The organism is Streptomyces sp. NBC_01235, from assembly GCF_035989285.1.
Lineage (GTDB): Bacteria > Actinomycetota > Actinomycetes > Streptomycetales > Streptomycetaceae > Streptomyces.
On sequence record NZ_CP108513.1, the window covers coordinates 274,909 to 299,156 of the forward strand.

Annotated in this window: 22 protein-coding genes; 9 read left to right on the top strand and 13 right to left on the bottom strand. The window is 70.4% G+C overall.

The window, feature by feature from the left end; genetic code table 11:
- Positions 1-130 precede the first annotated feature (130 nt).
- From OG289_RS01145 to OG289_RS01175, 7 genes are all read left to right on the top strand, one after another.
- Entirely contained in the window at positions 131-2,068 is a 1,938-nt protein-coding gene (locus OG289_RS01145; protein ID WP_327312112.1) for a glycoside hydrolase family 127 protein, read from the top strand.
- A gap of 41 nt (positions 2,069-2,109) precedes the next feature.
- Complete coding sequence (locus tag OG289_RS01150) at positions 2,110-3,354, top strand: sugar ABC transporter substrate-binding protein (protein ID WP_327312113.1); 1,245 nt, start codon at positions 2,110-2,112, stop codon at positions 3,352-3,354.
- Between the two features lie 7 nt (positions 3,355-3,361).
- Positions 3,362-4,327 carry a carbohydrate ABC transporter permease gene (locus OG289_RS01155; protein ID WP_327312114.1) on the top strand — a complete coding sequence of 322 codons (966 nt, stop codon included), beginning with the start codon at positions 3,362-3,364 and terminating at the stop codon, positions 4,325-4,327.
- Positions 4,324-5,145 carry a carbohydrate ABC transporter permease gene (locus OG289_RS01160; RefSeq protein WP_327312115.1) on the top strand — a complete coding sequence of 274 codons (822 nt, stop codon included), beginning with the start codon at positions 4,324-4,326 and terminating at the stop codon, positions 5,143-5,145. Before OG289_RS01155 ends, OG289_RS01160 begins: the two co-directional genes overlap by 4 nt.
- 40 nt (positions 5,146-5,185) lie before the next feature.
- On the top strand, positions 5,186-6,937 hold the full coding sequence (locus OG289_RS01165; protein ID WP_327312116.1) for an RICIN domain-containing protein: 1,752 nt from the start codon (positions 5,186-5,188) through the stop codon (positions 6,935-6,937).
- 328 nt (positions 6,938-7,265) lie between these two features.
- Positions 7,266-8,318, top strand: coding sequence for a zinc-dependent alcohol dehydrogenase (locus OG289_RS01170; protein WP_327320545.1), 1,053 nt, complete (start codon positions 7,266-7,268; stop codon positions 8,316-8,318).
- Positions 8,319-9,377: 1,059 nt separating this feature from the next.
- The gene (locus OG289_RS01175) at positions 9,378-10,835 is read left to right on the top strand and encodes an MFS transporter (RefSeq protein ID WP_327312117.1); all 1,458 of its coding nucleotides are present in this window, start codon (positions 9,378-9,380) and stop codon (positions 10,833-10,835) included.
- A 271-nt stretch (positions 10,836-11,106) separates the two neighbouring features.
- Here the strand turns inward: OG289_RS01175 and OG289_RS01180 are convergent, their stop codons facing one another.
- The 7 genes from OG289_RS01180 to OG289_RS01210 all read right to left on the bottom strand — a co-directional run bounded on the left by OG289_RS01180 (position 11,107) and on the right by OG289_RS01210 (position 17,179).
- Positions 11,107-12,348 (bottom strand): cytochrome P450, encoded by a 1,242-nt coding sequence (locus tag OG289_RS01180; RefSeq protein ID WP_327312118.1) that lies wholly within the window; start codon positions 12,346-12,348, stop codon positions 11,107-11,109.
- Positions 12,349-12,390: 42 nt separating this feature from the next.
- Positions 12,391-12,585 carry a ferredoxin gene (locus OG289_RS01185; RefSeq protein ID WP_327312119.1) on the bottom strand — a complete coding sequence of 65 codons (195 nt, stop codon included), beginning with the start codon at positions 12,583-12,585 and terminating at the stop codon, positions 12,391-12,393.
- 96 nt (positions 12,586-12,681) lie between these two features.
- Positions 12,682-13,074, bottom strand: a complete 393-nt coding sequence (locus tag OG289_RS01190) for a carboxymuconolactone decarboxylase family protein (RefSeq protein WP_327312120.1) — start codon at positions 13,072-13,074, stop codon at positions 12,682-12,684.
- Positions 13,075-13,196: 122 nt separating this feature from the next.
- Entirely contained in the window at positions 13,197-14,141 is a 945-nt protein-coding gene (locus OG289_RS01195; protein ID WP_327312121.1) for an IclR family transcriptional regulator, read from the bottom strand.
- Positions 14,142-14,346: 205 nt separating this feature from the next.
- Positions 14,347-15,360 carry a 4-hydroxy-2-oxovalerate aldolase gene (gene dmpG / locus OG289_RS01200; protein WP_327312122.1) on the bottom strand — a complete coding sequence of 338 codons (1,014 nt, stop codon included), beginning with the start codon at positions 15,358-15,360 and terminating at the stop codon, positions 14,347-14,349.
- On the bottom strand, positions 15,357-16,343 hold the full coding sequence (locus tag OG289_RS01205) for an acetaldehyde dehydrogenase (acetylating) (RefSeq protein ID WP_327312123.1): 987 nt from the start codon (positions 16,341-16,343) through the stop codon (positions 15,357-15,359). Before OG289_RS01205 ends, dmpG begins: the two co-directional genes overlap by 4 nt.
- Entirely contained in the window at positions 16,340-17,179 is an 840-nt protein-coding gene (locus OG289_RS01210; RefSeq protein ID WP_327312124.1) for a 2-keto-4-pentenoate hydratase, read from the bottom strand. Before OG289_RS01210 ends, OG289_RS01205 begins: the two co-directional genes overlap by 4 nt.
- A 300-nt stretch (positions 17,180-17,479) precedes the next feature.
- Here OG289_RS01210 and OG289_RS01215 point away from each other — a divergent pair, with 300 nt between their 5' ends.
- A complete protein-coding gene (locus tag OG289_RS01215; protein ID WP_327312125.1) occupies positions 17,480-19,084 on the top strand; it encodes an FAD-dependent oxidoreductase in 1,605 nt (534 codons plus the stop codon).
- 53 nt (positions 19,085-19,137) lie between these two features.
- Here the strand turns inward: OG289_RS01215 and OG289_RS01220 are convergent, their stop codons facing one another.
- Complete coding sequence (locus tag OG289_RS01220; RefSeq protein ID WP_327312126.1) at positions 19,138-19,746, bottom strand: TetR/AcrR family transcriptional regulator; 609 nt, start codon at positions 19,744-19,746, stop codon at positions 19,138-19,140.
- A gap of 36 nt (positions 19,747-19,782) precedes the next feature.
- The gene (locus OG289_RS01225) at positions 19,783-20,652 is read right to left on the bottom strand and encodes an alpha/beta fold hydrolase (protein WP_327312127.1); all 870 of its coding nucleotides are present in this window, start codon (positions 20,650-20,652) and stop codon (positions 19,783-19,785) included.
- Positions 20,653-20,807: 155 nt separating this feature from the next.
- On the opposite strand from OG289_RS01225, the gene OG289_RS01230 reads away from it, so the two are divergent.
- The gene (locus OG289_RS01230; RefSeq protein WP_327312128.1) at positions 20,808-21,680 is read left to right on the top strand and encodes a VOC family protein; all 873 of its coding nucleotides are present in this window, start codon (positions 20,808-20,810) and stop codon (positions 21,678-21,680) included.
- A 70-nt stretch (positions 21,681-21,750) separates the two neighbouring features.
- Here the strand turns inward: OG289_RS01230 and OG289_RS01235 are convergent, their stop codons facing one another.
- Genes OG289_RS01235 through OG289_RS01250 form a run of 4 tightly spaced genes read right to left on the bottom strand, consistent with a single transcriptional unit; the run spans position 21,751 to position 24,134 of the window.
- Positions 21,751-21,939, bottom strand: coding sequence for a ferredoxin (locus tag OG289_RS01235; protein ID WP_327312129.1), 189 nt, complete (start codon positions 21,937-21,939; stop codon positions 21,751-21,753).
- Between the two features lie 14 nt (positions 21,940-21,953).
- A complete protein-coding gene (locus OG289_RS01240) occupies positions 21,954-22,766 on the bottom strand; it encodes a mycofactocin-coupled SDR family oxidoreductase (protein WP_327312130.1) in 813 nt (270 codons plus the stop codon).
- Positions 22,767-22,773: 7 nt separating this feature from the next.
- Positions 22,774-22,992: a hypothetical protein gene (locus OG289_RS01245; RefSeq protein ID WP_327312131.1), complete on the bottom strand. Its 219-nt coding sequence runs from the start codon at positions 22,990-22,992 to the stop codon at positions 22,774-22,776.
- Complete coding sequence (locus tag OG289_RS01250) at positions 22,989-24,134, bottom strand: amidohydrolase family protein (RefSeq protein ID WP_327312132.1); 1,146 nt, start codon at positions 24,132-24,134, stop codon at positions 22,989-22,991. Before OG289_RS01250 ends, OG289_RS01245 begins: the two co-directional genes overlap by 4 nt.
- Between the last annotated feature and the right edge of the window lie 114 nt (positions 24,135-24,248).

Below are 24,248 nucleotides of genomic sequence, written 5' to 3' on the forward strand. Positions count from 1 at the left end.
AAAAACTCTTGTGGCGACTCTTGACCGGATAGGCCCACTGCCCTCTACTTTCACGACGAGAAAACGGTTGCGCAAAACAAGCCCCGAAGAGCCCGTCGCTCACCTTCGGCGCCCTCACCTCCGGAGAGTCATGCCCCGCACACGCTCCACCCCGCCCGCCCCGGGACCGGTCCGCCTCGGACCGGAAGCCCGTGCCGCGCTGCGCCCCGCCGCCGTCGGCATCGACACGGGTTTCTGGCACAACCGCCGTACGACGAACGCGCGCGTCTCCATCCCCCAGGGACCGGGCCTGCTGGAGTCCGCGGGGAACCTGCACAACCTGCGGCTCGCGGCAGGCACCGCCGAGGGCGAGTTCCAGGGCGCGTACCCCTTCGTCGACACGGACGTCTACAAGTGGCTGGAGGCGGCCTCCTGGCAGCTCTCCCACGGCCCGGACGGAGATGAACCCGCCGGCGAACTCGCCGACGAGGTGGCACGGATCGTCGCCCTGGTCGCCGACGCCCAGCAGTCCGACGGCTACCTCAACACCTGGTTCCAGCTGGTGAAGGAGGGCCGGCGCTACGAGGACCTGCGCTGGGGTCACGAGCTGTACTGCGCGGGCCATCTCATCCAGGCCGCGGTCGCCCACCACCGCGCCACCGGACGCCCCGAACTCCTCGACGTGGCGGTCGGGTTCGCCGACCACATCGACTCCGTCTTCGGCCCGCCCGGCAGCGGCAGGCCCATCGACGGGATCGACGGTCACCCCGAGGTCGAGACCGCCCTGGTCGAGCTGTACCGGGAGACCGGGGAACGCCGCTACCTGGACCTGGCCGGCTACTTCGTCGACCGCTACGGCCACGGCCTGCTCGGCGGCGAGGCCTACTGCCAGGACCGGGTCCCGCTGCGCGAGGCCACGAACGTCGAGGGGCACGCCGTACGGCAGTTGTACCTGCTGGCGGGTGCGGCCGACCTGGCGACGGAGACCGGCGACGCCGAACTGCGGGCGGCGGCCGAGCGGTTGTGGCGGGCGATGACCGCCACCAAGACCCACCTCACCGGCGGTCTCGGCGCCCATCACGACGAGGAGGACTTCGGCGACCCGTACGAGCTGCCCAACGAGCGCGCCTACTGCGAGACCTGCGCGGCGATCGCCTCGGTCCAGTGGAGCTGGCGCATGGCCCTGCTCACCGGCGAGGCCCGTTACTCCGACCTGATCGAACGGACCCTCTACAACGGCTTCCTGGCCGGTGTCTCTCTGGACGGCGAGCGCTGGCTGTACGTCAATCCGCTCCAGGTCCGCGACGGCCACACCGACACCGGCGGCGACCAGTCGGCCCGCCGCACCCGCTGGTTCCGCTGCGCCTGCTGCCCGCCCAACGTGATGCGGCTGCTGGCGAGCCTGGAACACTACCTGGCCACCAGCGACGACACGGGCCTGCAGATCCACCAGTACGTCACCGGGCGCTATTGCGCCGAGGGCGTCGCCGTACGCGCCGAGACCGAGTACCCCTGGCACGGCACGGTCCGCCTCACGGTGGAGGAGACCCCCGCCGAGCGCGCCTGGACACTCTCCCTGCGCATCCCGCAGTGGTGCCGCGAGTTCCGTGTGCGCTGCGGGGAGCAGACGTACGACACGCCGGTGTCGGACGGCTGGCTGCGCCTGGAGCGCACCTGGGCGCCCGGCGACGAGGTGGTCCTGGAGCTGGGGCTCGCCCCCCGGCTGACCGCGGCCGACCCGCGGGTGGACGCCGTGCGCGGCTGTGTCGCGATCGAGCGCGGGCCGCTCGTGTACTGCCTGGAACAGGCCGACCACCCCGGCGGCGGTCTGGACGACCTCGTCCTGGACCCGACCCGCCCGCTCGCCGTGAAGCACCGCCCGGACCTGCTCGGCGGTGTCACGACGGTCGTGGCGGCCGGCCGCCGACGCCCCGTACCCGACCGCGGCTGGTGGCCGTACACCCCCACGGACACCGGCCAGGCCCCCGAACCCGACGCCGGCGATCCCGTCGAGCTGACCGCCGTCCCCTACTACGCGTGGGCCAACCGCGAGGACGGCAGCATGCGCGTCTGGCTGCCCCTCTCCTGAACTCTCCTGCTGCGCCACTTCTACGACAACGAGGTCACCCCGTGATACCGACCCGCCGCACCCTCCTCGCCGCGCTCGCCGCCGTCGGCACCCTCGCGTCGCTCACCGCCTGCTCCGGCGGCTCCGACGGCTCCACGTCCTCCGACGCCGCAGGCGGGACCTACACCTTCTGGGACCCGTACCCGCAGTTCGACGCCTCCTCCCCGTGGGGCAAGCGGGTCAGCGAGTGCGGGACCAAGGCCGCAGTCACCGTCAAGCGGACCGCGTACGACACCACCGACCTCGGCAACAAGGCGCTGCTCGCCGCCCAGCAGGGCAACGCGCCCGATGTGATGCTGGTGGACAACCCGGTCGTCTCCACGCTGGTCGAGGCGGGCATCCTCAACAAGACGAGCGACCTCGGCCTCGACACCTCGTCCGTCCAGAAGAACATCATCGGCGCGGGCACCATCGACGACGCCGCCTACGGCATCCCGATCGGCGCCAACACCCTCGCCCTCTACTACAACCAGAAGGTGCTGTCGGCGGCCGGTGTCGACCCGGCCTCGGTCAAGGACTGGAACTCCCTCACCGCGGCCCTGGAGAAGGTCAAGTCGGCCGGGAAGAAGGGCATCACCTTCTCCGCGATCGGCACGGAGGAGGGCAGCTTCCAGTTCCTGCCCTGGTTCTGGGGCGCGGGCGGCGACCTCACGAAGCTCGACTCGGCGAAGGGCGTGGCCGCGCTGTCGCTGTGGAAGGGGTGGGTGGACGACGGGCTCGCCCCCAAGGACGTCCTGCAGAACACCCAGACCACCAGCTGGCAGGAGTTCGCCACCGGTGACTACGCGTTCGGCGAGAACGGCACCTGGCAGCTCGGCAACGCCGACAAGGCCGGTTTCCCGTACGGGATCATCAACATCCCGGCGCAGAACGGCGGTTCGGCGCCGGTGCCGACGGGCGGCGAGTTCGTCACCGTGCCCGTCCAGAAGGACACGGCGCGCTACGACGTCACCAAGAAGATCGTCACCTGTCTGACCAGCGACGCCAACCTGCTCGCCAGTGACACGACGCTCACGTACGTGGCGCCCACCGCCGCCGTCCAGGCCGAGCAGGTGAAGCAGAACCCGAAGCTCAAGCCCTGGGTGGACGCCGTCGCCGCGGCGCGCGGCCGCACGAGCGGCGGCCTGGGCACCAAGTACCCGACCATCTCCGAGCCGATGTGGACCGCGGTCCAGGCCGCGCTCTCCGGCAGCAAGAGCCCTCGGTCCGCTCTCGACACGGCCCAGTCCAGCGCGCAGAAGGGCTAGGGCCGACATGACCATCGCCCGTGTCGACCGCCCTCGGCGGGCGTCGGCGGTGGTGAAGGCGAGCGGTTCCGACTCGCCGCCGCCACGTCGGCATCGACGCCGAGGCCGCCTGGCCGCGTTCGCCTTCGTCGCCCCGCTGATCGCCTACCTCGCCGCCTTCTACCTCTATCCGCTGTACCGGAACCTCGACCTGAGCCTGCGCGACTACACGGTCCGCTCCTTCGTCGCCGGCGACGCCCCGTTCACCGGCTGGGACAACTTCCAGCGGGTCCTGGACGACCCCACGTTCGGCCCGGCGTTGCGTCACACCATGGTCTTCACGTTCGTGTCGATCGCCTTCCAGTACGTCGTCGGGCTCGCCCTCGCCGTCTTCTTCAACCGGCACTTCCGCCTGGCCCCGACCCTGCGGGCCCTGTTCCTGATCCCCTGGCTGCTGCCCCTCATCGTCTCGGCGTCCACCTGGTCGTGGATGTTCAACAGCGAGTCGGGCGTGGTGAATTACTTCCTGCACCTCTTCGGGGTGGACCCGGTCGGCTGGCTCACCTCGCCCGACTGGGCGCTGACCTCGGTGATCGTCGCCAACATCTGGATCGGCATCCCCTTCAACCTGGTGATCCTCTACAGCGGCCTGCAGAACATCCCCGCGGAGCTGTACGAGGCGGCGGCCCTGGACGGGGCGGGCGCGTGGCAGCAGTTCCGGCGCATCACCTTCCCGCTGCTGCGGCCGGTGTCGGCGATCACGCTGCTGCTCGGGCTCGTCTACACGCTCAAGGTGTTCGACCTGATCTGGATCATGAGCAAGGGCGGGCCGGGCGACGCCTCTTCGACGCTGGCGACCTGGTCGTACCAGCTCGGCTTCGGCACGCTGCTGCCGAAGTTCGGACCCGGCGCGGCGGTCGGCAACATCCTCATCCTCATCGCGCTTGCCTTCGGGCTCCTGTACATCCGTGTCCAGAGGAGGCAGGAAGCGTGAAGTCCCGTACCGGATCCCGCCGTTACACCGTGATCGGGCTGGTCCTGACCGCGCTGATGCTGTTCCCGGTGTACTGGATGCTGAACGTGTCCCTCACCCCGCAGCAGGACATGCGCAAGACCCCGCCCGACCTGTTCCCGCTGCATCCGACCTTCGAGGGCTACCGGGCCGTCCTCGACGACCAGTTGCCCTATCTCGGCACCAGCCTCCTCGTCGGCCTCGGGACGGTCGCCCTCACCCTCCTGCTCGCCGCCCCGGCCGGCTACTCGCTGGCGAAGCTCCGCCCGCGCGGCGGCGGCGCCCTCGGCCTGTTCCTGCTGGTCGCGCAGATGATTCCCGGCATCGTCATGGCGATGGGCTTCTACGGCATCTTCCTCGACCTCGGCCTGCTCAACTCCTGGTGGGGGCTGATCGTCGCGGACTCCACCATCGCCGTGCCGTTCGGCGTCATGATCTTCACCGCGTTCATGTCGGGCATCCCCGGCGAGCTGATCGCCGCCTCCCGCATCGACGGCGCCGGCACCTTCCGCACCTTCTGGTCGATCGTCCTGCCGGTGAGCCGCAACGCCGTCGTCACCGTCTCGCTCTTCAGCTTCCTGTGGGCCTGGTCCGACTTCGTCTTCGCCACCACCCTCGACGGCGGCGGCGATCTGAGGCCGATCACCCTCGGCATCTACAAGTACATCGGCAACAACAACCAGGAGTGGAACGCGATCATGGCCACCGCCGTCGTCGCCTCCGTGCCCGCAGCGGTCCTGCTGGTCCTCGCCCAGCGTTACGTGGCCGCGGGCGTCACCGCCGGCGCGGTCAAGGACTGACCCTCCCCGTCCCTCTCCCTCCGTGAGGAGAACTCCCTTCATGAGCCGCACCCGACCACCCCTGCCCGGACGTCTCACCGCCGCCGTCGGCGTGGCCGCCCTCGCCGCCGCCGCGCTGACCACCGCGGTCCCCGCCGACGCGACCCCGTCCTCCGCCACCATTCTGGTCGTCAACGCGAACCAGACCCTCCGATCTGTCACCCATGTCGGGACCGGCAGTCTCTACGGCCTCGCGGACAACAGCACCCCCGCCGACAGCCTGGTCACCGCGCTCAAGCCGAACACCTTCGTGCAGATGGCCCCGGGCGGCTCCCAACTGCCCAACGGGGAGCCGAAGCCCGCCGGGGACGCCCTCGTCGTCGCGCCGAAGGCGGCCCGCGCGGGCGCCAAGGTCGTCGTACGCATGCCGGACTGGTACCCCAACTTCCCCTACAAGTGGGTGAGCTGGACCGACTGGCTGGCCGCGGTCGACAAGCAGGTCGTCTCCGTGAAGTCCTCGGGCGCGACGAACGTCAGCGCGTACGAGCTGTGGAACGAGCCCGACTGGACCTGGGACACCGCCAACGCGGGCGCGTTCGACGCGGGGTGGGCGCGCACATTCAAGGAGGTTCGCGCCAAGGACACCACGACGCCTGTCCAGGGGCCGAGTTACTCGGCGTGGAACCAGTCGTGGATGAGTACGTTCCTCACCGACGCCAAGGCGAGCGGTACGGTCCCCGACGTCATCGCCTGGCACGAACTCCAGGGCAGCGCCGGCATCGCCGCTCACGTCGCCGCCTACCGCTCCCTGGAATCGAGCCTGGGCATCAGTCCGCGCCCGATCGCCATCGAGGAGTACGGCACCCCAGACGAGATGGGCAACTCCGGTGCCCTCATCGGCTATGCCGCCAAGTTCGAACGGACCGGGGTGCGCGACGCCGAGCTCGCCTTCTGGAACCACTACGGCACCCTCGGCGACACCCTGACCGACACCGGCGGTTCGCCCAACGGCTCCTACTGGACGTACAAGTGGTACGGGGACATGTCCGGGAACATGCTGGTCACCACGCCTCCCGCGCAGACCGGCATCGACGGTCTCGCCTCCCTGAACGGCGCGGGCAACCAGATCGCCGTCGTGGCCGGTGGCTGCACCGGCTCCTGCGCCGTGACGGTCAACGGCCTGAACTCCCTGTCGGCCTTCGGCAGCACGGTCCACGTCAAGCTGGAGTACAGCCCGCACACCGGCCGCACCACCGCCTCCCCCGGCCCGATCACCATCTCCAACGCCGACTACACCGTCAGCAATGGCTCCGTCACCGTGCCCGTCATGATGAACGCCTCCGACGGCTACCACCTGGTGATCACTCCGACGGGCACCTCCACCTCGCTCGCCGGGCGCTACCAGATGACCAACAAGAACAGCGGACTCGCCCTGGACACGCTGAACGCGGGCACGGCCCAGGGCACATCGGTCGTGCAGTCGACGTCCACGACGGGTACGGACCAGAACTGGACCCTGGTCTCCGCCGGCTCGGGCCTCTACAAGATCGTCAACCAGAAGAGCGGACTGCTGCTGGGCATCAACAGCATGAGCACGTCCGACGGCGGCACCGCGCTGATCTGGGGTGACAACGGCACCGCCGACCACCTCTGGCAGATCGTCCCGGGCCGCGACGGCTACTACAAGATCGCCAACTACAACAGCGGTCTCCTGCTGGGCGTGAACGGCATGAGCACCTCGTCCGGCGCGCAGGTCCTGCAGTGGACCGACAACGGCACGGCGGACCACCTCTGGAAACTGACCTCGCGCTGACCCGCGAACACCTGTGTCCCCGGCCGATGTCGGCGGCCGGGGGCACAGGCATGAGCCGGGGCCGGCGGAACGCGCGAGAAGCACGGCGAAAACAAGTAGACCGATCGTTCAATAAGCGCGACTGATTGATTGTACCGATCGGTCGACGCATCCTCGGGGAGGACTCACGGGCGTACGGCATCTGCGAACTGCCCGTCGCCTGGTAGCGGTTCGCCGCTCCCCACGCATCGCCGCGTCCCCTGTACCCGCACCCCGCACCCCGCACCCCGCACCCCGCACCCCGCACCCCGCACCCCGCACCCCGCACCCCGCAACGGGAATCACCCGCATACCGACGATGAAGTCCGTCCTGACCCGTGCCGAGAACGAGATCGAGGTCGTGGAGGTCGAGCGGCCCGTCGCCGGCCCCAGGGACGCGGTCGGGCGCGTCCGCGCCTGCGGCATCTGCGGTACCGACACGTTTTTCGTGCACATGGGCGGCACCCCCTACTCCGCCGACGGCTCCGTGGTCCCCCTGCCGCTCGGCCATGAGCCGGCCGGCGAGGTCGTCGAGGTCGTCGAGGTGGGTGCCGAGGTCTCGGACCTGAAGGTCGGCGACCGGGTGGTCGTCAACCCGCAGGGCGCACCGTCCGGCATCATCGGCTGCGGCGGTGAACTGGGCGGGATGAACGAGTATCTGCTCATCGAGGACGCCGAACTCGGCAGGAGCGTGGCGGTGTTCCCGGACTCGCTGCCCTTCGACGTCGCCGCGCTCAACGAACCCATGGCGGTGGCCCGGCACTGCGTCAACCGGTCCGGGGCCGGGCCCAGGGACAAGGTCGTCGTCTTCGGCGCCGGTCCCATCGGCCTGGGGGCAACGATCTGGCTGAAGCTGCGCGGGGTCGAACACGTGGTCGTCGCCGACGTCCTCCCCGAACGGCTGCGGCTCGCACTGGCCGTCGGCGCCGACGCAGTCATCGACTCCGCCACCGAGGACATCACCGCCCGTCTCGTCGAACTCCACGGCCCCGGCGCCAACGCCCTCGGCCAGACCCGCGCCGGCACCGACATCTACATCGACGCCGCCGGTGTTCCCGCCGTCTTCCACACCGCCGTCGACTCCGCCAAGTGGAAGGCGAAGCTGGTGATGGTCGCCGTCCAGAAACCCTCCGACACCATCGATCTGGGCGGCATGCTCCGCAGCGAACTCACGCTCATCGCCTCCCAGGGCTACCCGACCGAGATCTTCGAGGTCACCGCCGAGATCGCCGAACACCAGGAACGGTTCGCCCGACTCATCAGCCACCGCGTGCCGTTCTCCGAGGTCGCGCGGGCCTTCGAACTGGCCCTGACCCCCGGAGCGGCGGAGAAGGTCGTGGTCACCTTCGACGGCCGGGAGTAGCACAGCAGGGGTTGGCCGGACGACGCGGCCGACGTGCCGGCGCACGATCGTCACCATGCGGTGCGCTCCCTCCGGTACGCCGCCCAGCGCATGCCGGCCCAGGGCATGCGGCGGAGGGGGACTGCGCGGCGGTGTCGAGCACGACGCCGCCGACCGCTGCGGGCGACAGCCCGTATCCGGGCCGCGATCAGCTGACGCAATGCGGCATCGCCGGAGTCCGGCCAGGTCGATTACGGCGTCGTCGGTGTCCGCGTCGGAGGCCCAGTACCCGCCGCGTCGACCCAGCTGGGTGCCGATGGCGTGCGGCAGATCCGGCACGAGCCCCTCGGCACGCGACCTGGCCGGGAGGCCGCTCGCGCCTGGAGAGCCGGCGGTGAGGAACACGACGTCCGCGACGATCCGTATCCGGCGCCCTTCTCGGCGCGCCGAACCCATCGCGGGGCGGAAGTGATGGCTGCCCCGGCCGCGCCGACGGCGACGCAGTCCTCGGCGTCGGGCCCCACGAGGAGCAACGCGCACGAGCCCTGACGGTGGGCGCCGGCTGCGGCGGCGGTGTGACCTCGTCGCGGCTCGCCCGGGCCGGAGCGCCGCGGTGCCGGAGCGCGGGCAGCGCCGCCCCACGGGCCGGTGTCGTCCGGGGCGACCAGCACCTGGTTCCCGGACACGAACTGAACTCCGCGTTCCCACTCAGCGGGACACAAGCCGGACCGCGGGCCGCTGGACAGCCCGGCGGCGACGCGGTGAATGCGCTGGTCACAGGGGTGTCAGGAGCCGTCGCGCGAGGGCTGACGCCGGCCGGGTCTCTATTTCCGCCCAACTCATTGATTGTACCGACCGTTAGGTCTACTTTACCCGGGCAGCCACACCGAGCTGCGAACGAGAGACACGCATGCCCGCGATCGTGATCGCCAAGTGCCGGGCCCGGGTCCCGCATTTCCCGGACCGGCACCCGCTCGGGCCGGCGCGACCGGCACATCCCGGTCACGCTCCGGCCGTCCCCCTCCGCCGCCCGGACCAGAGCCGCCCTCTGGACCTCCGCTCACCCACGGAAGGCCGCCGATGTCCCAGACCCGCACCATTCCCCCGCAGGCCCACGAGAGACCCCGCTCCAGCACGCGCAATGTCCTCGTGGTCATCGCGCTCGTGTGGACCGTCCAACTGGTCGCGCTCATGGCCGCGTTGTCCGGCATCGTCCAGGCCGATGTCGCGATCCACTTCCGGACCACCGAGATCGCGTGGTTCACCCTGATGACCCTGCTGACCGGGACCTTCTTCCTGCCCTTCGCGGTCAAGGCCGCGGCCCTGTTCGGCAAGAAGCGCGTCCTGCTCGTCGCCACCGGACTCGGCTTCGTCGGCGACCTGGTCGCCGCCCTCGCCACCGACTACCGCACGCTGCTGATCGGGCGCGGCATCGCGGGCGTCTACGCGGCCACCGCCCCGCTGGCCTACGCGATCACCCGCGACGTGTTCCCCCGCCGCTGGGTCGGGCTCGCCAGCGGGATCCTCGCCGGCGGTGTCGGCCTCGTCGCCTTCGGCGGGCCGTTCCTGTCCGGCTGGCTGCTGGACGACTACGGCTTCCGCGGCGTGCTGTGGTTCATGGCCATCAGCACCGCCGTGAGCTTCCTGCTGGTGGCTGCCTTCGTGCCGGAGAGTCCGATCCGCGCGGCGGGCGGCCGGATGGACTGGATCGGCGGACTCCTCCTCGGCGGAGGGATCACCGGGATCGTCTACGCCGTCGGCCAGGGCTCGCACTGGGGCTGGGACAGCGGCAAGTTCGCCACCTACATCGCCGGGTCGCTGATCGTGCTGGTCGTCTTCGTCCTGGTCGAGCGCCGGGTCGCCGAACCACTGTTCCCGCCGGCCATGACACGGCGTCGCCCGGTGTGGACCGTCCTGCTGGCCACATCCATCGCGGCCGGCTCACTCAGCGCCGTCGGCGTGGTGATACAACTGCTGATCCTCATGCCGAACATTCCCACCATCTCCGAAGGACTGGGCTGGTCCGGAACCCACAACGCCGTGGTCACCAGCCCGATCAGCGCCATGATCATCGTCGCGGCCGTGGGCACCGGTCTGCTCGCTCGCCGGGTGGACGCGCGGATCCTCCTGGGTGCCGGCTCCGCGCTCACGGTTCTCGGTTACGGCATCGGCACCCAGCTGCACCACAACGCCGCCCAGATCGTGGAGATGGGCCTGATCGCGGGGCTGGGCACGGGCATGGTCATGGCCATCGCGCCCATCATGATCATCGAGGTGGTCACCCCCGAGGAGCAGCCGCTGGCCAACGGCGCCCAGACGCTCGGTCAGGGCGTCGCGCAGATCGTCGTCTCGCAGGTGGCCTTCGTGGTGATGGCCCAGCACGGGAAGGTCATGAAGGGCACCCAGTTCTACCTCGACAAGGGCTTCACCAACGGGCTCTGGCTGGTGGTCGGTTGCTGTGCCCTGGGAGCGGTGCTCGTCCTTCTGATCCCCCGCAGCAAGCGCCTCGACGAGGTCCCGGTCGGCCAGGCGGCCTGACCCCACGCTCTCCCCGTCGACCATACGGCACCGGCCTGCCGCTTCCCGTCGCACGACCCGTACTCCGGGGGTGCGGGGGAAGCGGCAGGCCGGTCGCGTGCCGTGGTGGCCGGGGCCGTGGAATCCGCAAGCCGAGCGATCTGACGCCGCGACGGCCCACGCGTCCTGCCACGCCGAGCTGCCACGCGTGTGAGCGGGGAGGGAGGCCGAGCGGTCATACAGAGGCGACGGGCGCCTGAAGCGGCGCCCGTCGCCGGGGAACGCGTCCTCGCTACCAGGTGACCGGCAGCTCGTGAATGCCGTAGGCGAGCGCGTCGTCCCTGCGGAACCTGAGCTCGTCGAAACCGACCGCGAGGCGCAGGGTCGGGATGCGCCGGTAGAGGGTGCTGTAGACGACCTGGAGCTCGATCCGGGCGAGCTGCTGGCCGAGGCACTGGTGGATGCCCCAGGCGAACGCGTGGTGATGGCGCGCCTCTCGGGTGAGGTCGAGCTTCTCCGGCTCGGGGAACGCCTCCGGGTCCCAGTTGCCCGCGGGCAGCGCGACGACGATGCCCTCGCCGGCCTTGATGGTCACACCCTCGATCTCGATGTCCTCGCGGGCGATCCGCCGCTGCCCGAGCGCCGGGATGGTCAGATAGCGCAGGAGTTCCTCGACCGCGTTCGCGACGACCTTCGGGTCGTCCGTCTCGCGCAGCAGCGCGAGTTGTTCCGGGTTCTGCAGGAGCAGGGCGGTGCCCAGGGTGATCATGCTTGCGCTGGTCTCGTGACCGGCGATCAGCAGGATCATGCAGAGCATGGTGGCCTCGGGAAGGGTGAGTTCACCGGCCTTGATCCGCGCGGCGAAGTCCGAGATCACGTCCTCGGTCGGCTCCTCCATCCTGACCTGGAGCAGCCCGGCCAGATAGCCGCCCAGCGCCTCGTTCGCCGCCCGCTGCTGTTCGGCGGTCTTGTCGCTCCTGGTGGCGAAGGAGGCGTGTTCCTGGAAGAACGCGTGGTCCTCGTACGGCACACCGAGCAGCGCGCAGATCATCAGCGACGGCAGCGGCAGCGACAGGGCCTCCACCAGGTCCACGGGCCCCGGTCCCGTGAGCATCTTGTCGATGAGCTCGTCGGTGAACCGCTGGATCTCCGGCCGCAGCGCCTCCATCCGGTTGCGCGTGAACGGACGCGTCATCATGCGGCGGATCCGCGAGTGGTCGGCGCCGTCGGCGTTGAAGATGGTCAGCGGGTGGTGCGGGGCGCCCTGAGCCATGACCTCGTTCGGATGCGGGAAGCCCGGCTGCTTGTCGTTCGAACTCACCCGCGGGTCGGACAGGATCTGGCGCTGCGCGGCATGCCCGGTCACCAGCCACGGGGTGCTGCCGTCCCAGATGCGGCCCCGCGAAACGGGGGCCTTGTCGTTCAGGACGCGCTGCCCGGCCGGCGGGGCGAACGGGCAGGTGCGGTCCCGCGCCCCCGGATAGTCGAAGATCTCCGCGTCAGGGGCGGCGAGTTCCGTCTCTGCCTCGGACATGGTCATTCCTCCAGGCGGTGTGGGGGGGTGGGGGGAGCTCGGTCATTCCTCGATACGGATGGCCAGCGCGGGGCACACGGCCGCGGCGTTGCGCACGTCGTCGGCCAGCTCCGGTCCGGGGTTCTCGTTGAGCAGGACGACGATGCCGTCCTCGTCACGCTGGTCGAACACCTCCATGGCGGCGGCCACGCACTGCCCGGCCGCGACGCACTTCTCCTCGTCGACGACAACCTTCATGGAACTCTCCTGCTCATTCGGTGGGCGGCCGGCGCAGACGCCGGTGAACCGACCCTCGCGGCGGTGTTCCGCGCACGGCGCGGGTCCGCAGGCGCCTCAGTCCTCCAGCGCCGCACGGGCGGCGGTACGGGCGGCCACGGCCCGCGGGAATCCCGCGTAACCGCTGGAGTGGTAGATGACCTCGGCGATCTGATCGCGGGTCAGCCCGTTCGTCAGGGCGATGCGGACATGGGTCTTCAGCTCGGTCTCGGCCCCGAGCGCGATGAGGATGCCCAGGGTGACCAGACTCCGGTCACGCGGCGCAAGACCCTCGCGCCCCCACAGCGCGCCCCAGACGCTGGTCAGGCCGATGTCGACGAGTTCCTCGCCGAGACGGCCGTCCCGCAGGTCGACGTCACCCTCGGGGAAGACCCCCGGCAGGGCCGCCCGCATGGCCTTCCAGCCCTCGGCACGCAGGTCGATGCTCTTCTCGACGACGTCGTCGCTCACGCCAGGCTCCCGTCATGCTGCTTCACATCCTAGCCCGGAAGTTAGACCAAGCGGTCGGTACAATCAATGACTCGGGCAAGATCCACCACCACCGATCCGGCCCCGCCCCGCGTCCCGGCAGGTCACAGCGCCGCGGGATTCATAGACCACTCAGTACAATCACGATCGGAATTTCCGGCCGAGGCCGACAGCGCCCTGCCGGACGCCGAGAAGCGGGCGGCCGCGGTCAACCCCGGAGCCCGCGATCCGACCGCGTCCGACGCTTCCTCGCCGTACGGCCGTGCCACGCCGAAGAGCTCCTCGGACACCGCCCGCACCGCGTTGACCACCAGCGGAGCCACGAGTTCCAGTGAGGAGCGGCCGTCTCCGACCACCGAGATGGCGCCGACGGGCCCCCCGGGCCCGCACATCGCGAGGCCGACGCAACCGAGGTCGGGGAAACACTCCCCCCGGTCGATCGCGAGGCCGTTGCGGCGGCGCACGGTGGTGAGTTCGCGGTGCAGGTGGTCGAGGCGGCCGATGCTGCGCCGGGTGCGGCGCTCGATCACCTGGGCGTAGCGCGCGTCGATCTCCTCCGGGCTCTGCCAGGCGAGCATCGCCTTGCCGAGGCCGGTACAGTGCGCGACCGCCCGGCCCCCGACCCTCGACGGTATGTCCACCGCCGCCCGGCCGCCCACCTTGTCCAGGTAGTAGATGTCCGGCCCGTCCAGCACCGCCAGGTGGACGACCATTCTGGTGCGCACGGCCAGGTCCAGCAGATGCGGGGCGGCGGCGGCCCGCAACGCGCTGTGCGCGATCTCGCGCCCGCCCAGGCCGAGCGCCCGCGGCCCCAGCGTGTACCCGGCCACCGTATGGTCCAGCCAGTCCAGCCGCACCAGTTGGTCGAGTATCCGATGGGTGGTCGAGCGCGGCAGGTGCGTCCGGCGGGAGACCGTTTCCAGTGTCAGGTGGGTATGCGGACGTTCGAAAAGGTCCATGATCAGCGTCACGCGCTCCATCATCGACGGGGGCAGCGCTTGCCGGTCGATCTCGTCGGGTCGTGGGCTCAGGCGAAGGGCAGACGTCATCGTCGGTGCCTCTCTGCTCAAACTGAAATCAATTCTAGTTCGGCGTCGGCGCCAAGGTACCAACGGCACAGGCAGCAGAGAAAGAGCCGTGCAAGCATTGATTCGGACGGTCGGTCCATTCTTTCACCGGCGCAAAAACGTGCCGCTCCCCGGGGACCATTTCGGGGAGCGGCTTTCGACGTACCGGGCGAGCCAGGGAGTCGGGTCAGCCCTGGGTGAGGTCGAGGGCGATGTCGACGATCATGTCCTCCTGCCCGCCGACGAGGCCACGCCTGCCGACCTCCTGGAGGATCGTGCGGGCGTCGAGGCCGTACTGGACCGCCGCGGCCTCCGCGTGGCGCAGGAAACTGGAGTAGGCGCCGGCGTAGCCCAGGGTGAGGGTCTCCCGATCGACGCGCACGGGGCGGTCCTGGAGAGGACGGACCAGGTCCTCGGCGGCGTCCTGGAGGGCGAACAGGTCGCAGTCGTGCTTCCAGCCGAGGAGGTTGGCCACGGCGACCAACGGTTCGATCGGGCAGTTGCCCGCCCCCGCGCCCTGTCCGGCCAGCGAGGCGTCCACCCGCGTCACGCCCTCCTCCACGGCCACCACGGAGTTCGCCACCGAGAGGGAGAGGTTCTCGTGCGCGTGGATGCCGATCTCGGTCTCCGGGTCGAGGACGGCGCGGTAGGCGCGGATGCGGTCGCGCACGCCGTCCATGGTCAGCCGGCCGCCGGAGTCGGTGACGTACACGCAGTGTGCGCCGTAGGACTCCATCAGCCTGGCCTGCTCGGCGAGGGCGTGCGGGGGCGCCATGTGGCTCATCATCAGGAACCCGGAGACGTCCATGCCGAGTTCGCGGGCGGTGGCGATGTGCTGGGCCGCGACGTCCGCCTCGGTGCAGTGGGTGGCGATGCGCACCGAGCGGACGCCGAGGGCGTAGGCCCGCCTGAGCTCGGCGATGGTGCCGATGCCGGGCAGGAGCAGGGAGGTGAGGACCGCGCGGTCGATGGCGTCCGCGGCGGCCTCGATCCACTCCCAGTCGGTGTTGCTGCCCGGCCCGTAGTTGAGGCTGCCGCCCGCCAGGCCGTCGCCGTGGGCGACCTCGATCGCGTCCACGCCGGCCTGGTCGAGGGCCGCGGAGATCCGGGCCACGAACTCGGGCGTGATCCGGTGCCGGACGGCGTGCATCCCGTCCCGGAGGGTGACGTCCTGTACGTAGAGCCTGCGGGTGGCGGTCACTTGGTCACCTCCGTGGAGAAACGCCGGGCGATGCGCTCGGCGACCCGCAGGGCGGCCGAGGTCATGATGTCGAGGTTGCCGGCGTAGGCGGGCAGGTAGTGGGCGGCGCCCTCCACCTCGAGGAAGACGGAGACCTTGGTCGTCGCGGTGGAGTCGCCGTCGGGCAGGAGCGTGTGCACCGGGTCGCCCGCGGGGACCGGGGTGAACTGGACCTGCTGCTTGAGCCGGTAGCCGGGCACGTACTCGGCGACCGCGGCGACCATCTCCTCGACGGAGGCGCGGATGGCGTCGTGGTCCGCCTCACCGATCAGGCAGTACACCGTGTCCCGCATGATCAGCGGCGGTTCGGCCGGGTTCAGGACGATGATCGCCTTGCCCCGCCGGGCACCGCCCACCTGCTCGATCGCCCCCGCGGTGGTCTCGGTGAACTCGTCGATGTTGGCCCGGGTGCCGGGTCCGGCCGACTTGGAGGCGATCGAGGCGACGATCTCGGCGTAGGGCACCAGGGTGACGCGGCTGACCGCGTGGACGATGGGGATGGTCGCCTGGCCGCCGCACGTGACCATGTTCAGGTTGCCGACAGCGTTGTCCGCGCTGTCCGCGCTGTCTGCGTGGCCGGCGTTCTCCAGGTGTTCGTCCAGGTTCACCGTCGGCACCACGTACGGGCCGATGGCGGCCGGGGTGAGGTCGACGAGGCGTTTGCCGTACGGGGCGAGCTTCTTGGCGTTCTCGACGTGTGCCTTGGCCGACGTGGCGTCGAAGACGATGTCGATGTCGTCGAAGCCGTCCATGCGGATCAGGCCGTCCACGCCCTCGTGCGTGGTGGGAACCTTCAGGCGTGCGGCGCGTGCCAGGCCGTCCGAGTCCGGGTCGATGCCGACCATCGCCGCCATCTCCAGGGTGTCGGACAGGCGCAGTACCTTGATCATCAGGTCGGTGCCGATGTTGCCGGAACCGATTACGGCCACCTTGGTCTTCGTCATCCGTCTTCCTTGGCTTCCTTGGTCGAGAAGGTCGCTGTCACCGAACCCAGGCCCGACATCTCGGCCCGCACGGTGACGCCTGGCGGGGTGGGGACGAGCGGTCCCAGGGCGCCGGAGAGCACGACCTGGCCGGCGCGCAGCGGGTCGCCGAAATCCCGGGCGGTGCGCGCCAGCCACAGCAGCGCGGCAAGCGGGTCCCCCAGGCAGGCGGCGCCGTTTCCCTCGGACGCGAGCACGCCGTCGGCGTACAACCGCATGGTGACGTCCCGGGGTTCGAACTCGGTCGGCCCGAGCCGCTCCCGGCCGAGGACGAACAGGCCGCTGGAGGCGTTGTCGGCGACCGTGTCGGTGATCGCGATGTCCCAGTCGGCCACCCGGCTGTCGACGATCTCCAGCGCGGCCACGGCGTGGCCGACCGCGGCCCGGACCCGTTCGATGCCGAGGTCGTCGTCGTCCAGATCGGAGGCGAGCACGAACGCGATCTCCGCCTCGACCCTGGGCTGGAGCAGCCGGCCACTGGGGACGGCCGGCAGGCCGGTGACGTCCATGTCGTCCAGCAGGACCCCGAAGTCGGGCCGGTCGACGCCGACCTGACGCTGCACCGACGCCGACGTCAGTCCGATCTTGCGGCCGACGACGCGTGCCCCGGCGGCGATCCGGTCGCCGATGACGCGTTGCTGAACGGCGTACGCGAGGCCGATGTCGGTCGTGCCGAGCAGGTCCCGCACGGGGGCGCACGGCTTGCCGTCCCGAGCCGCGCCGACGAGTCGCGCGGCCGCCTCGGCGACGGCCGCCTCACGATCCGCGGCGGCCGTCGGTTCCCCTATGTCTGTCATTGCCATCCTCAACTCGTGCCGGTCTCCAGCGTGATCGCCGGCGGGGGACTGCGGCCTCGCTCGTTCCGCTGAGCGGGACTGGCGAGCCGCCCGGGCGGTCTCGCTGAGCGAGATGGCCGAACGGCGGTGCTGCGGCGGCTCGTTACCTTCGTCGGGCGAACTGCTGAACGGCTGGTGGCGAGACGCCGTGTCGGAGCCGTACCGCTCGTGCTCCGCGGTGTCCGCCTCCGTCTGCCGTCCCCCCGCCTCCGGTCGCGGTCCCCACCCCCCACGCAGAACGTCGGCACTCATGAGGAGGTCATGGTGAGCATCAACGAGGATGCCTACGACGTGGTCGTCGTAGGGTCGGGCGGAGGCCTGGTCGGGGCGTACGTGGCGGCGTCGCGCGGGCTGCGCACGCTCGTCGTCGAGAAGACCGACCGGGTGGGCGGCACCACCGCCTACTCCGGTGCCGGGCTCTGGTTCCCGGGCTCCGCGCCGCTGCGGCGGGCCGGCGTCGACGACGGTGTCGAGGGCGCCCGGACGTATCTGCGCGGCATCGTCGACGATCCTTCCCGGGAACGGCTCCAGGACGCCTTTCTGCGGGCCGGCGCACAGCTGATCGAGGAGCTCGAGCAGAACGAGTGGTTCCGTTCGTTCGTGTACGGCCCCGTGCCGGAGTACTACCCGACGGCCCCCGGCGCCTCCCCCGCGGGGCACACCGTCTTCCCGCCGGAGATTCCCGCCGCCGAGCTCGGCGAGCACGCCCGGCTCGTGCGCGACCCCCTCCCGATGGAGCGGATGGGCATCGACCAGGGCCCGGTGCTCAACGGCGGCCGGGCACTGATCGGCAGGGCGCTCGCGGCGTTCCTGGAGACCGGCAACGGTTCGCTCCGCCTCAACACCGCGTTGGAGAGCCTGATCGTCGAGGACGGCAGGGTCGTCGGCGTGGAGGCGGTGAGCGACGGCGAACGGGTCACGTTCCGCGCCGAGCGCGGTGTGATCCTCGCCGCCGGCGGCTTCGAGCGCAACCGGGAGTTTCGCGAGAAGCACCAGCCGATCGCCCGCGCCAGCGAGTGGACCCACGGCGCCCCGGGCAACACGGGCGACGCGCTCCGGGCCGGGATCGCGATCGGTGCCGCCACCGACCTGCTCGACGAGGCCTGGTACGTGCCGGGGCTCGTGTGGCCGGACGGTCTCCCGCTCTTCCACACGGGCACACGGGGCGGGCTCTGGGTCAACGCCGCGGGCGAACGCTTCATCAACGAGGCCCGTCCCTACGACCAGGCCGGGCACGAGATAGTGCGCCTCCACACGACCACGGGCGTCTCCCACATCCCCGCCCACTGGGTGTTCGACCAGCGCCAGCTCGACCGGGACAGCTTCGGCGGCCCGGCCGACCAGCCGGTCCGCCCCGAGTGGTTCGCATCGGGCGCGCTGAGGAAGGCCGACACCCTCGAGGAAGTGGCGAAGCTGATCGACGTGCCGTTCGAGGCACTGCGCAGCACCGTCGAGGAGTTCAACAGTTACGCGCAGACCGGCGTCGACGAGAAGTTCCACCGTGGCGAGACACCCTGGGACCAGATCGCTCACCATGTGCTGGGCTTCCCCGCCCTGCCCGAGCTGAGCTACCCGGCGCCGCCCACGCCCGACTGGCCGAACCCCCTGCTGCTGCCGATCGACACGCCGCCGTACTACGTGGCGACCATCCTGCCGTCCGACATCGGCACCAAGGGCGGCCTGACGACCGACGACCAGGCGCGGGTGCTGCGGCCGGACGGCAGCCCGATCGCCGGGCTGTACGCGAGCGGGAACACGGCCGCGGCGATGTCGGGACGCGTCTACCCGGGGGCCGGAACCCCGATCGGTTCGAGCATCGCGTTCGCGTACCTGGCGGTGCTGGACATCGTCGGCGTGACGGACTGACTCCACGGCTGTGCCCGGGACACGACAGGTGTCCCGGGCACACTGCCGTGCGTTCAGGGGGCGACGATCAGCCGCGCCGCCAGGCGCAGGTCCGCGTCCGCCTGCTCGGTGGAGATCTCCTCGGTCAGCATGGCCACGAACAGACCCCACCAGCTGTAGACGAGCAGCCGCACCCTGCTGCGCTCGGTCTCCGCGTCCGCACGGGTCCCGAGCAGGCGCAGGAGCCTTTGTCCCAGCGCTCTCTCGACGATGTCGATCGGGGTCGGGACGACGCTCGCGTACTCCGTGAACGACGAGAGCGCCACCGCCGAGGCCAGCAGACGGCTGCTCAGCAGCTTCCCGCTCAGCGCGATCAGCGTCTGCGCCACCTCCACCGCGGGGTCCGTCGCCTCGTCGGTCGCGGCGCCGCCGTCGCGGCCCCCGAGGAACTGCTCGATGTGCCACTCGAGGACCGCCAGGAAGAGGTGCGGCTTGGACGGGAAGTAGCGGTACAGCGTGCCGATCGCGACGCCGGCCTCCTTGGCCACGTCGTGCATCTGCACCCGGGCGAGTCCCTCGCGCGAACCGAGTTCCGAGGCGGCCCTCAGGATGCGGACCCGGCGGGCGGCCTGACGGACCGACACCGGGGCGGCGGGTCGGCGTGCCTCTGCCAATCTCGCCATGTCGTCACCCCACGTGGTCGGGTGTCCGGCCGCCGCTCAGGAGGCCTCCGGGCGGGTCAGGAAGGCCAGGACCGCGCTCTCCCAGGCCGCTTTCTGCTCGATCATCGCCCAGTGCCCGCAGTCCGGCAGGACGTGCAGCTCGGCCTTGGGGATGGTGCGGATCGGCAGCAGCGCGTTCTCCAGCGGGGTGACCCGGTCGTCCCGGCCCCAGGTCAGCAGGGTGGGCGCGGTCACCTTGTGGAGCGCGGCCCAGATGGGCTGGTCGGAGTGGGCCTGGGCGGCCAGCATCGCGGCCATCGCCTGGCGGCCGTAGATCCGGCGGGACGCCTCCAGCGTCGCCGGATCGGTGGCGCTGACCCAGCGCTCCTCGATCAGTTCCTCGGTGAGCAGCGCCGGGTCGTGGACCATCGACCTCAGCCACTGCACGAGGTTGTCCCGGGTGGGGTTCTCGGCGAACTCCACAAGCAGGTTCAGCCCTTCGCTGGGCGCCGGGGAGAGCAGGTTGCGGCCCACGCCGCCGACGGTCACGATCCTGCGGAACAGGTCCTTGTGGGCGACCGCGAGTCCCACCGCGACGAACCCGCCCATGGAGTTCCCGACGACGTCGACGCGGTCGAGGCCGAGGCCTTCGAGGAAGCGCAGCACGGCCTTGGGGCCGGCCGCCATCGGGTTCTCGGTGGTCGGGTCACTCACCCCGAAGCCGGGGAACTCCAGGGCGAGGCAGCGGAAGTGCTCGGCGAGCACGGGGAGGTTTCCCCGGTAGTTGCGCCAGCCCGTCACGCCCGGGCCCGAGCCGTGCAGCAGGAGCAGCGGCGGTCCGTCGCCCGCCTCGTGATAGCGCAGCGTGCCCTCGTCGGTGTGCAGTTCGCGCAGGGTGTCCTCGTAGGTGAGGGAGGTGAGTGTCATGGTTGCACCGTGCCACCCGGCCGTGGGCGCACGTCCCGCGTCTCCCGATCAGTGGGACGGTCCCGGCAGGGCGTAGGCGGGACTGTCTACCGTCGCGCCTATGCGATACCGGGCGCCTCGGCGGCCCGGATCTGACCATAGTGAGGGAGAGTCGGATGGGTGTGCGCTCACTCGGGTACCTGCGTCTGGAGTCCAACGACATCGAGAAATGGAAGGTGTTCGGGGGCGACTTCCTCGGGTTGATGCCGGCCGAGGGCGGTGACTCCGAGTCGCTGTACTTCCGGCTGGACGACTGTCCGGCCCGCATCGTGGTCTCCCCGGCCGGCCAGAGCGGGATGACGGCGCTGGGCTTCGAGGTCCTCGACGAGCGGGAGCTGGCGCGGCTGGTCACGGACGTCGAGAAGGCCGGGATCAAGGTGACGGCCGGCACCGAGGAGGAGGCCGCGGAGCGGCGCGTCACGGGCTTCGTCAAGTTCAACGACCCGGGCGGCAACCCGGTCGAGCTCTTCTACGGCACCGTCCTCGACCATGTGCCCGTGCGCACGCCGTTGGTCTCGAAGTTCGTCACCGGCGAGATGGGCTTCGGGCATGCCATCGTCTCCGCCGAGGACGCGCGGGCGACCTTCGACTTCTATGTGGGCGTCCTCGGTTTCGTCGAGCGCAACACGATGAAGTCCCCGGCCGGCACGACGTGGTTCCTGGGGTGCAACCCCCGGCACCACACACTCGGCATCACTCCGATGCCGGGTCCCGGGCGGCTGCTGCACTTCATGGTCGAGGGCGCGTCGTTGGACGACGTCGGGCTGGCCCTCGACCGGGCCGCGAAGTACGAGGTCCCGATGATGCACTCGCTCGGCAAGCACACGAACGACCGCATGGTGTCGTTCTACGTGTGGTCGCCGGAGAACTACGCCGTCGAGTTCGGCTGGAACGGGCTGAAGGTGCCCGAGCCGGTGCCCGTCTACGAGATCACCGACGGCGCCTTCTGGGGCCACCACTTCACCCCGCCGCCGCAGCCGGCCGGCTGAGCGAGCGGACATGAGCGAGCCCCACGGCCCGAGGGACCGTGGGGCTCGCTCATGTCGCTCGACGGCTCTGTCACTCGACGGTGACGGCCCGTTCCGGGCAGGCCCGTTCGCCGTCGCGGGCCGCCGCTTCGAGGCCTTCGGGAACCTCGCCGTCGAAGGGCAGTGCGTAGCCGTCGTCGTCGAGGCGGAAGAGCCGGGGCGCCGCCGCAGCGCAGCGCGCGTGCCCGGAGCACGAGGAGGTATCGATGGTGATCTTCACTGAGCCACTCCGTTCTACGGCTTGTTGGTCGACCCCGCGTCGACGGTGAACTGCAGGCCGGTGACGTAACGCGACTCGTCCGAGCTGAGGAACAGCACCGCGTTCGACACGTCCCGCGGCTCGACGTACGGGGCGAGGGGGTTCATCGCGGCGAGGCCGAACAGCGGTTCCCGCGCGGCCAGTTCCTCCACGGGCACGCCGACGGTGATGCCCGTGTCGCTGACACCGGTGGGGTGGACGGTGTTCACCCGGATGCGATGCGGGGCGAGTTCGTTGGAGAGCGCCTTCATCAGGCCGACCACGCCGTGCTTGCTGGCCACGTAGTGGGCGTACGGCACATGGCCGCGGATGCCGGCGGCCGAGCTGGTGATGACGATCGAGCCACCCTCCCCGGCTTCGATCATCCACGGGATCGCCGCGCGTGCCGTGTTCCACGCGCCCTTGAGGTTGACGTCCACGACGACGTCCCAGGCCTCCTCGGACAGTTCCCAGGCGGCACCGATGCTCATGACGCCGGCGTTGGCCACGACCACGTCGAGCCGGCCGAACTCCGTGCGGGCCGCGTCGACGGCGGCCCGCATCTCGGCCACCGAACGGACGTCGGCCTGGACGGCGACGCACCGGCGACCGGTGGCCCGGACCAGTTCGGCCGTCTCCTGAAGCTGTTCCTTCGACGCCAGCGAGTAGGGCAGCGCCTCGCTGATGTCGTGGCAGACGTCCGTGACGACGACGTCCGCGCCCTCCTCCGCCAGCCGCACCGCGTGGGAGCGGCCCTGACCGCGGGCCGCTCCCGTGATGAGCGCAACCTTGCCCCCCACACGTCCCATGGCAACCTCACTTCGCCGAGTGGTCGGTCAGTTCCGCCGCGGCCTCGCGCAGAGCCCGCAGCCGCGTCCGCAGCAGTTCACGCTCGGCCTCGTCGTCGGCCCCGAGTTCGGCCAGGCGAACGTCCGTCTCGGCGATCTCCGCCAGGAGCCGGCCGTGGGCCTCATCGCGGGTCAGCAGGTCCAGGTCGGTCCAGTCGGACCGCTCGGACTCCGGTCGCCGGCTCATGCGGGGAGGTTGTAGAGGCGCCGGGCGTTGAGCTCCACGATTTTGTGCACCTCGTCGTCCGGTACGTCGGCGAGCACCTCCGCCGCGTAGGCGCGGCTCCCCGGCCAGTACGAGTCGGAGTGCGGGTAGTCGCACTCCCAGGTGATCTTGTCGACCCCGACGTGGTGGCGGACCTCCACACCGAACCGGTCGTCGATGAAGCAGCCGTGGAAGTGCTTGTGGAACAGTTCCGAGGGCCGCACGCTCTGGTTGACGTTCTGGTAGAAGCGGTGCCGCTCCCAGGTGCCGTCGCTGCGCTCCAGCAGGTAGGGGATCCAGCCGATGCCGCCCTCGGACAGCCCGATCCTCAGCTTGGGGTGCTTGTGCAGCACCGGGGAGAACAGCAGGTCGGCGGTGGCGAACATGGCGTTGCAGCCGAACAGGGCGATCGTCACGGCGAACGGCGCCTCCTCGGCCGTTTTCGGCGGCTTGCCCGAGGTGCCGAAGTGCAGGCACAGCGGCAGGCCGGTCTCCTCGGCCGCCGAGAACACCGGGTCCCAGTGGTCGGTGTGGAAGGACGGCAGCCCGCGCGGGGCCGGGTTCTCCGGGAAGGAGATCGCCTTGGCGCCCTTGGCCGCGGTCCGGTGGATCTCGGCGACACAGGCCTGGACGTCCCACAGCGGCAGGACGACCAGGGGGATGAGCCGGCCCGGCGCGGCGGCGCACCACTCGTCCAGCACGAAGTCGTTCCACGCCTGGACGCACAGCCGGGCGAGCTCCTTGTCCTGTCCCTCCAGGAACACGGTGCCCGCGAATCCCGGGAAGGACGGGAAGCACAGGGCACCCCACACCCCGTCCAGGTCCATGTCACGGATCCGGGCCTTCGGGTCGTAGCAGCCCGGGATCATCTCGTCGTAGCGCGTCGGTTCGAGGCCGAACTCCTCCGGCTTCTTTCCCGCGACGGCGTTGAGGCCGATGTAGGGGTGGACCCGGTCCTCGTAGACCCACACCTCCGCGGGCGCCTGGCCCTCTCCGCGCGCCTTCTGAACGATCCGTGGCCCCGCTTCCCGGAACCTCGCCGGCAGGCGGTCGGACCACAGACGCGGGGGTTCGATCAGGTGGTCGTCGGTCGACAGCAGCTTCATCCATGGCTGCAACGGCATGCTTGCGCTCCCTCGGTCTCGGAGACTCTCCAGCATCGGCGGATTGTGTGCACTGATCGTGTCCCACCCAGTGGAAGCGATTCCATAAGTACCCGCGCTCAATACGGATCATGA

Excerpts from the sequence above, each read along its gene's own strand:
- OG289_RS01145 (WP_327312112.1), top strand. The coding sequence starts at position 131 with ATGCCCCGCACACGCTCCACCCCGCCCGCCCCGGGACCGGTCCGCCTC.
- OG289_RS01155 (WP_327312114.1), top strand. The coding sequence starts at position 3,362 with ATGACCATCGCCCGTGTCGACCGCCCTCGGCGGGCGTCGGCGGTGGTG.
- OG289_RS01165 (WP_327312116.1), top strand. The coding sequence starts at position 5,186 with ATGAGCCGCACCCGACCACCCCTGCCCGGACGTCTCACCGCCGCCGTC.
- OG289_RS01175 (WP_327312117.1), top strand. The coding sequence starts at position 9,378 with ATGTCCCAGACCCGCACCATTCCCCCGCAGGCCCACGAGAGACCCCGC.
- OG289_RS01180 (WP_327312118.1), bottom strand. The coding sequence starts at position 12,348 with ATGTCCGAGGCAGAGACGGAACTCGCCGCCCCTGACGCGGAGATCTTC.
- OG289_RS01185 (WP_327312119.1), bottom strand. The coding sequence starts at position 12,585 with ATGAAGGTTGTCGTCGACGAGGAGAAGTGCGTCGCGGCCGGGCAGTGC.
- OG289_RS01195 (WP_327312121.1), bottom strand. The coding sequence starts at position 14,141 with ATGACGTCTGCCCTTCGCCTGAGCCCACGACCCGACGAGATCGACCGG.
- OG289_RS01205 (WP_327312123.1), bottom strand. The coding sequence starts at position 16,343 with ATGACGAAGACCAAGGTGGCCGTAATCGGTTCCGGCAACATCGGCACC.
- OG289_RS01210 (WP_327312124.1), bottom strand. The coding sequence starts at position 17,179 with ATGACAGACATAGGGGAACCGACGGCCGCCGCGGATCGTGAGGCGGCC.
- OG289_RS01215 (WP_327312125.1), top strand. The coding sequence starts at position 17,480 with ATGGTGAGCATCAACGAGGATGCCTACGACGTGGTCGTCGTAGGGTCG.
- OG289_RS01220 (WP_327312126.1), bottom strand. The coding sequence starts at position 19,746 with ATGGCGAGATTGGCAGAGGCACGCCGACCCGCCGCCCCGGTGTCGGTC.
- OG289_RS01225 (WP_327312127.1), bottom strand. The coding sequence starts at position 20,652 with ATGACACTCACCTCCCTCACCTACGAGGACACCCTGCGCGAACTGCAC.
- OG289_RS01230 (WP_327312128.1), top strand. The coding sequence starts at position 20,808 with ATGGGTGTGCGCTCACTCGGGTACCTGCGTCTGGAGTCCAACGACATC.
- OG289_RS01240 (WP_327312130.1), bottom strand. The coding sequence starts at position 22,766 with ATGGGACGTGTGGGGGGCAAGGTTGCGCTCATCACGGGAGCGGCCCGC.
- OG289_RS01245 (WP_327312131.1), bottom strand. The coding sequence starts at position 22,992 with ATGAGCCGGCGACCGGAGTCCGAGCGGTCCGACTGGACCGACCTGGAC.
- OG289_RS01250 (WP_327312132.1), bottom strand. The coding sequence starts at position 24,134 with ATGCCGTTGCAGCCATGGATGAAGCTGCTGTCGACCGACGACCACCTG.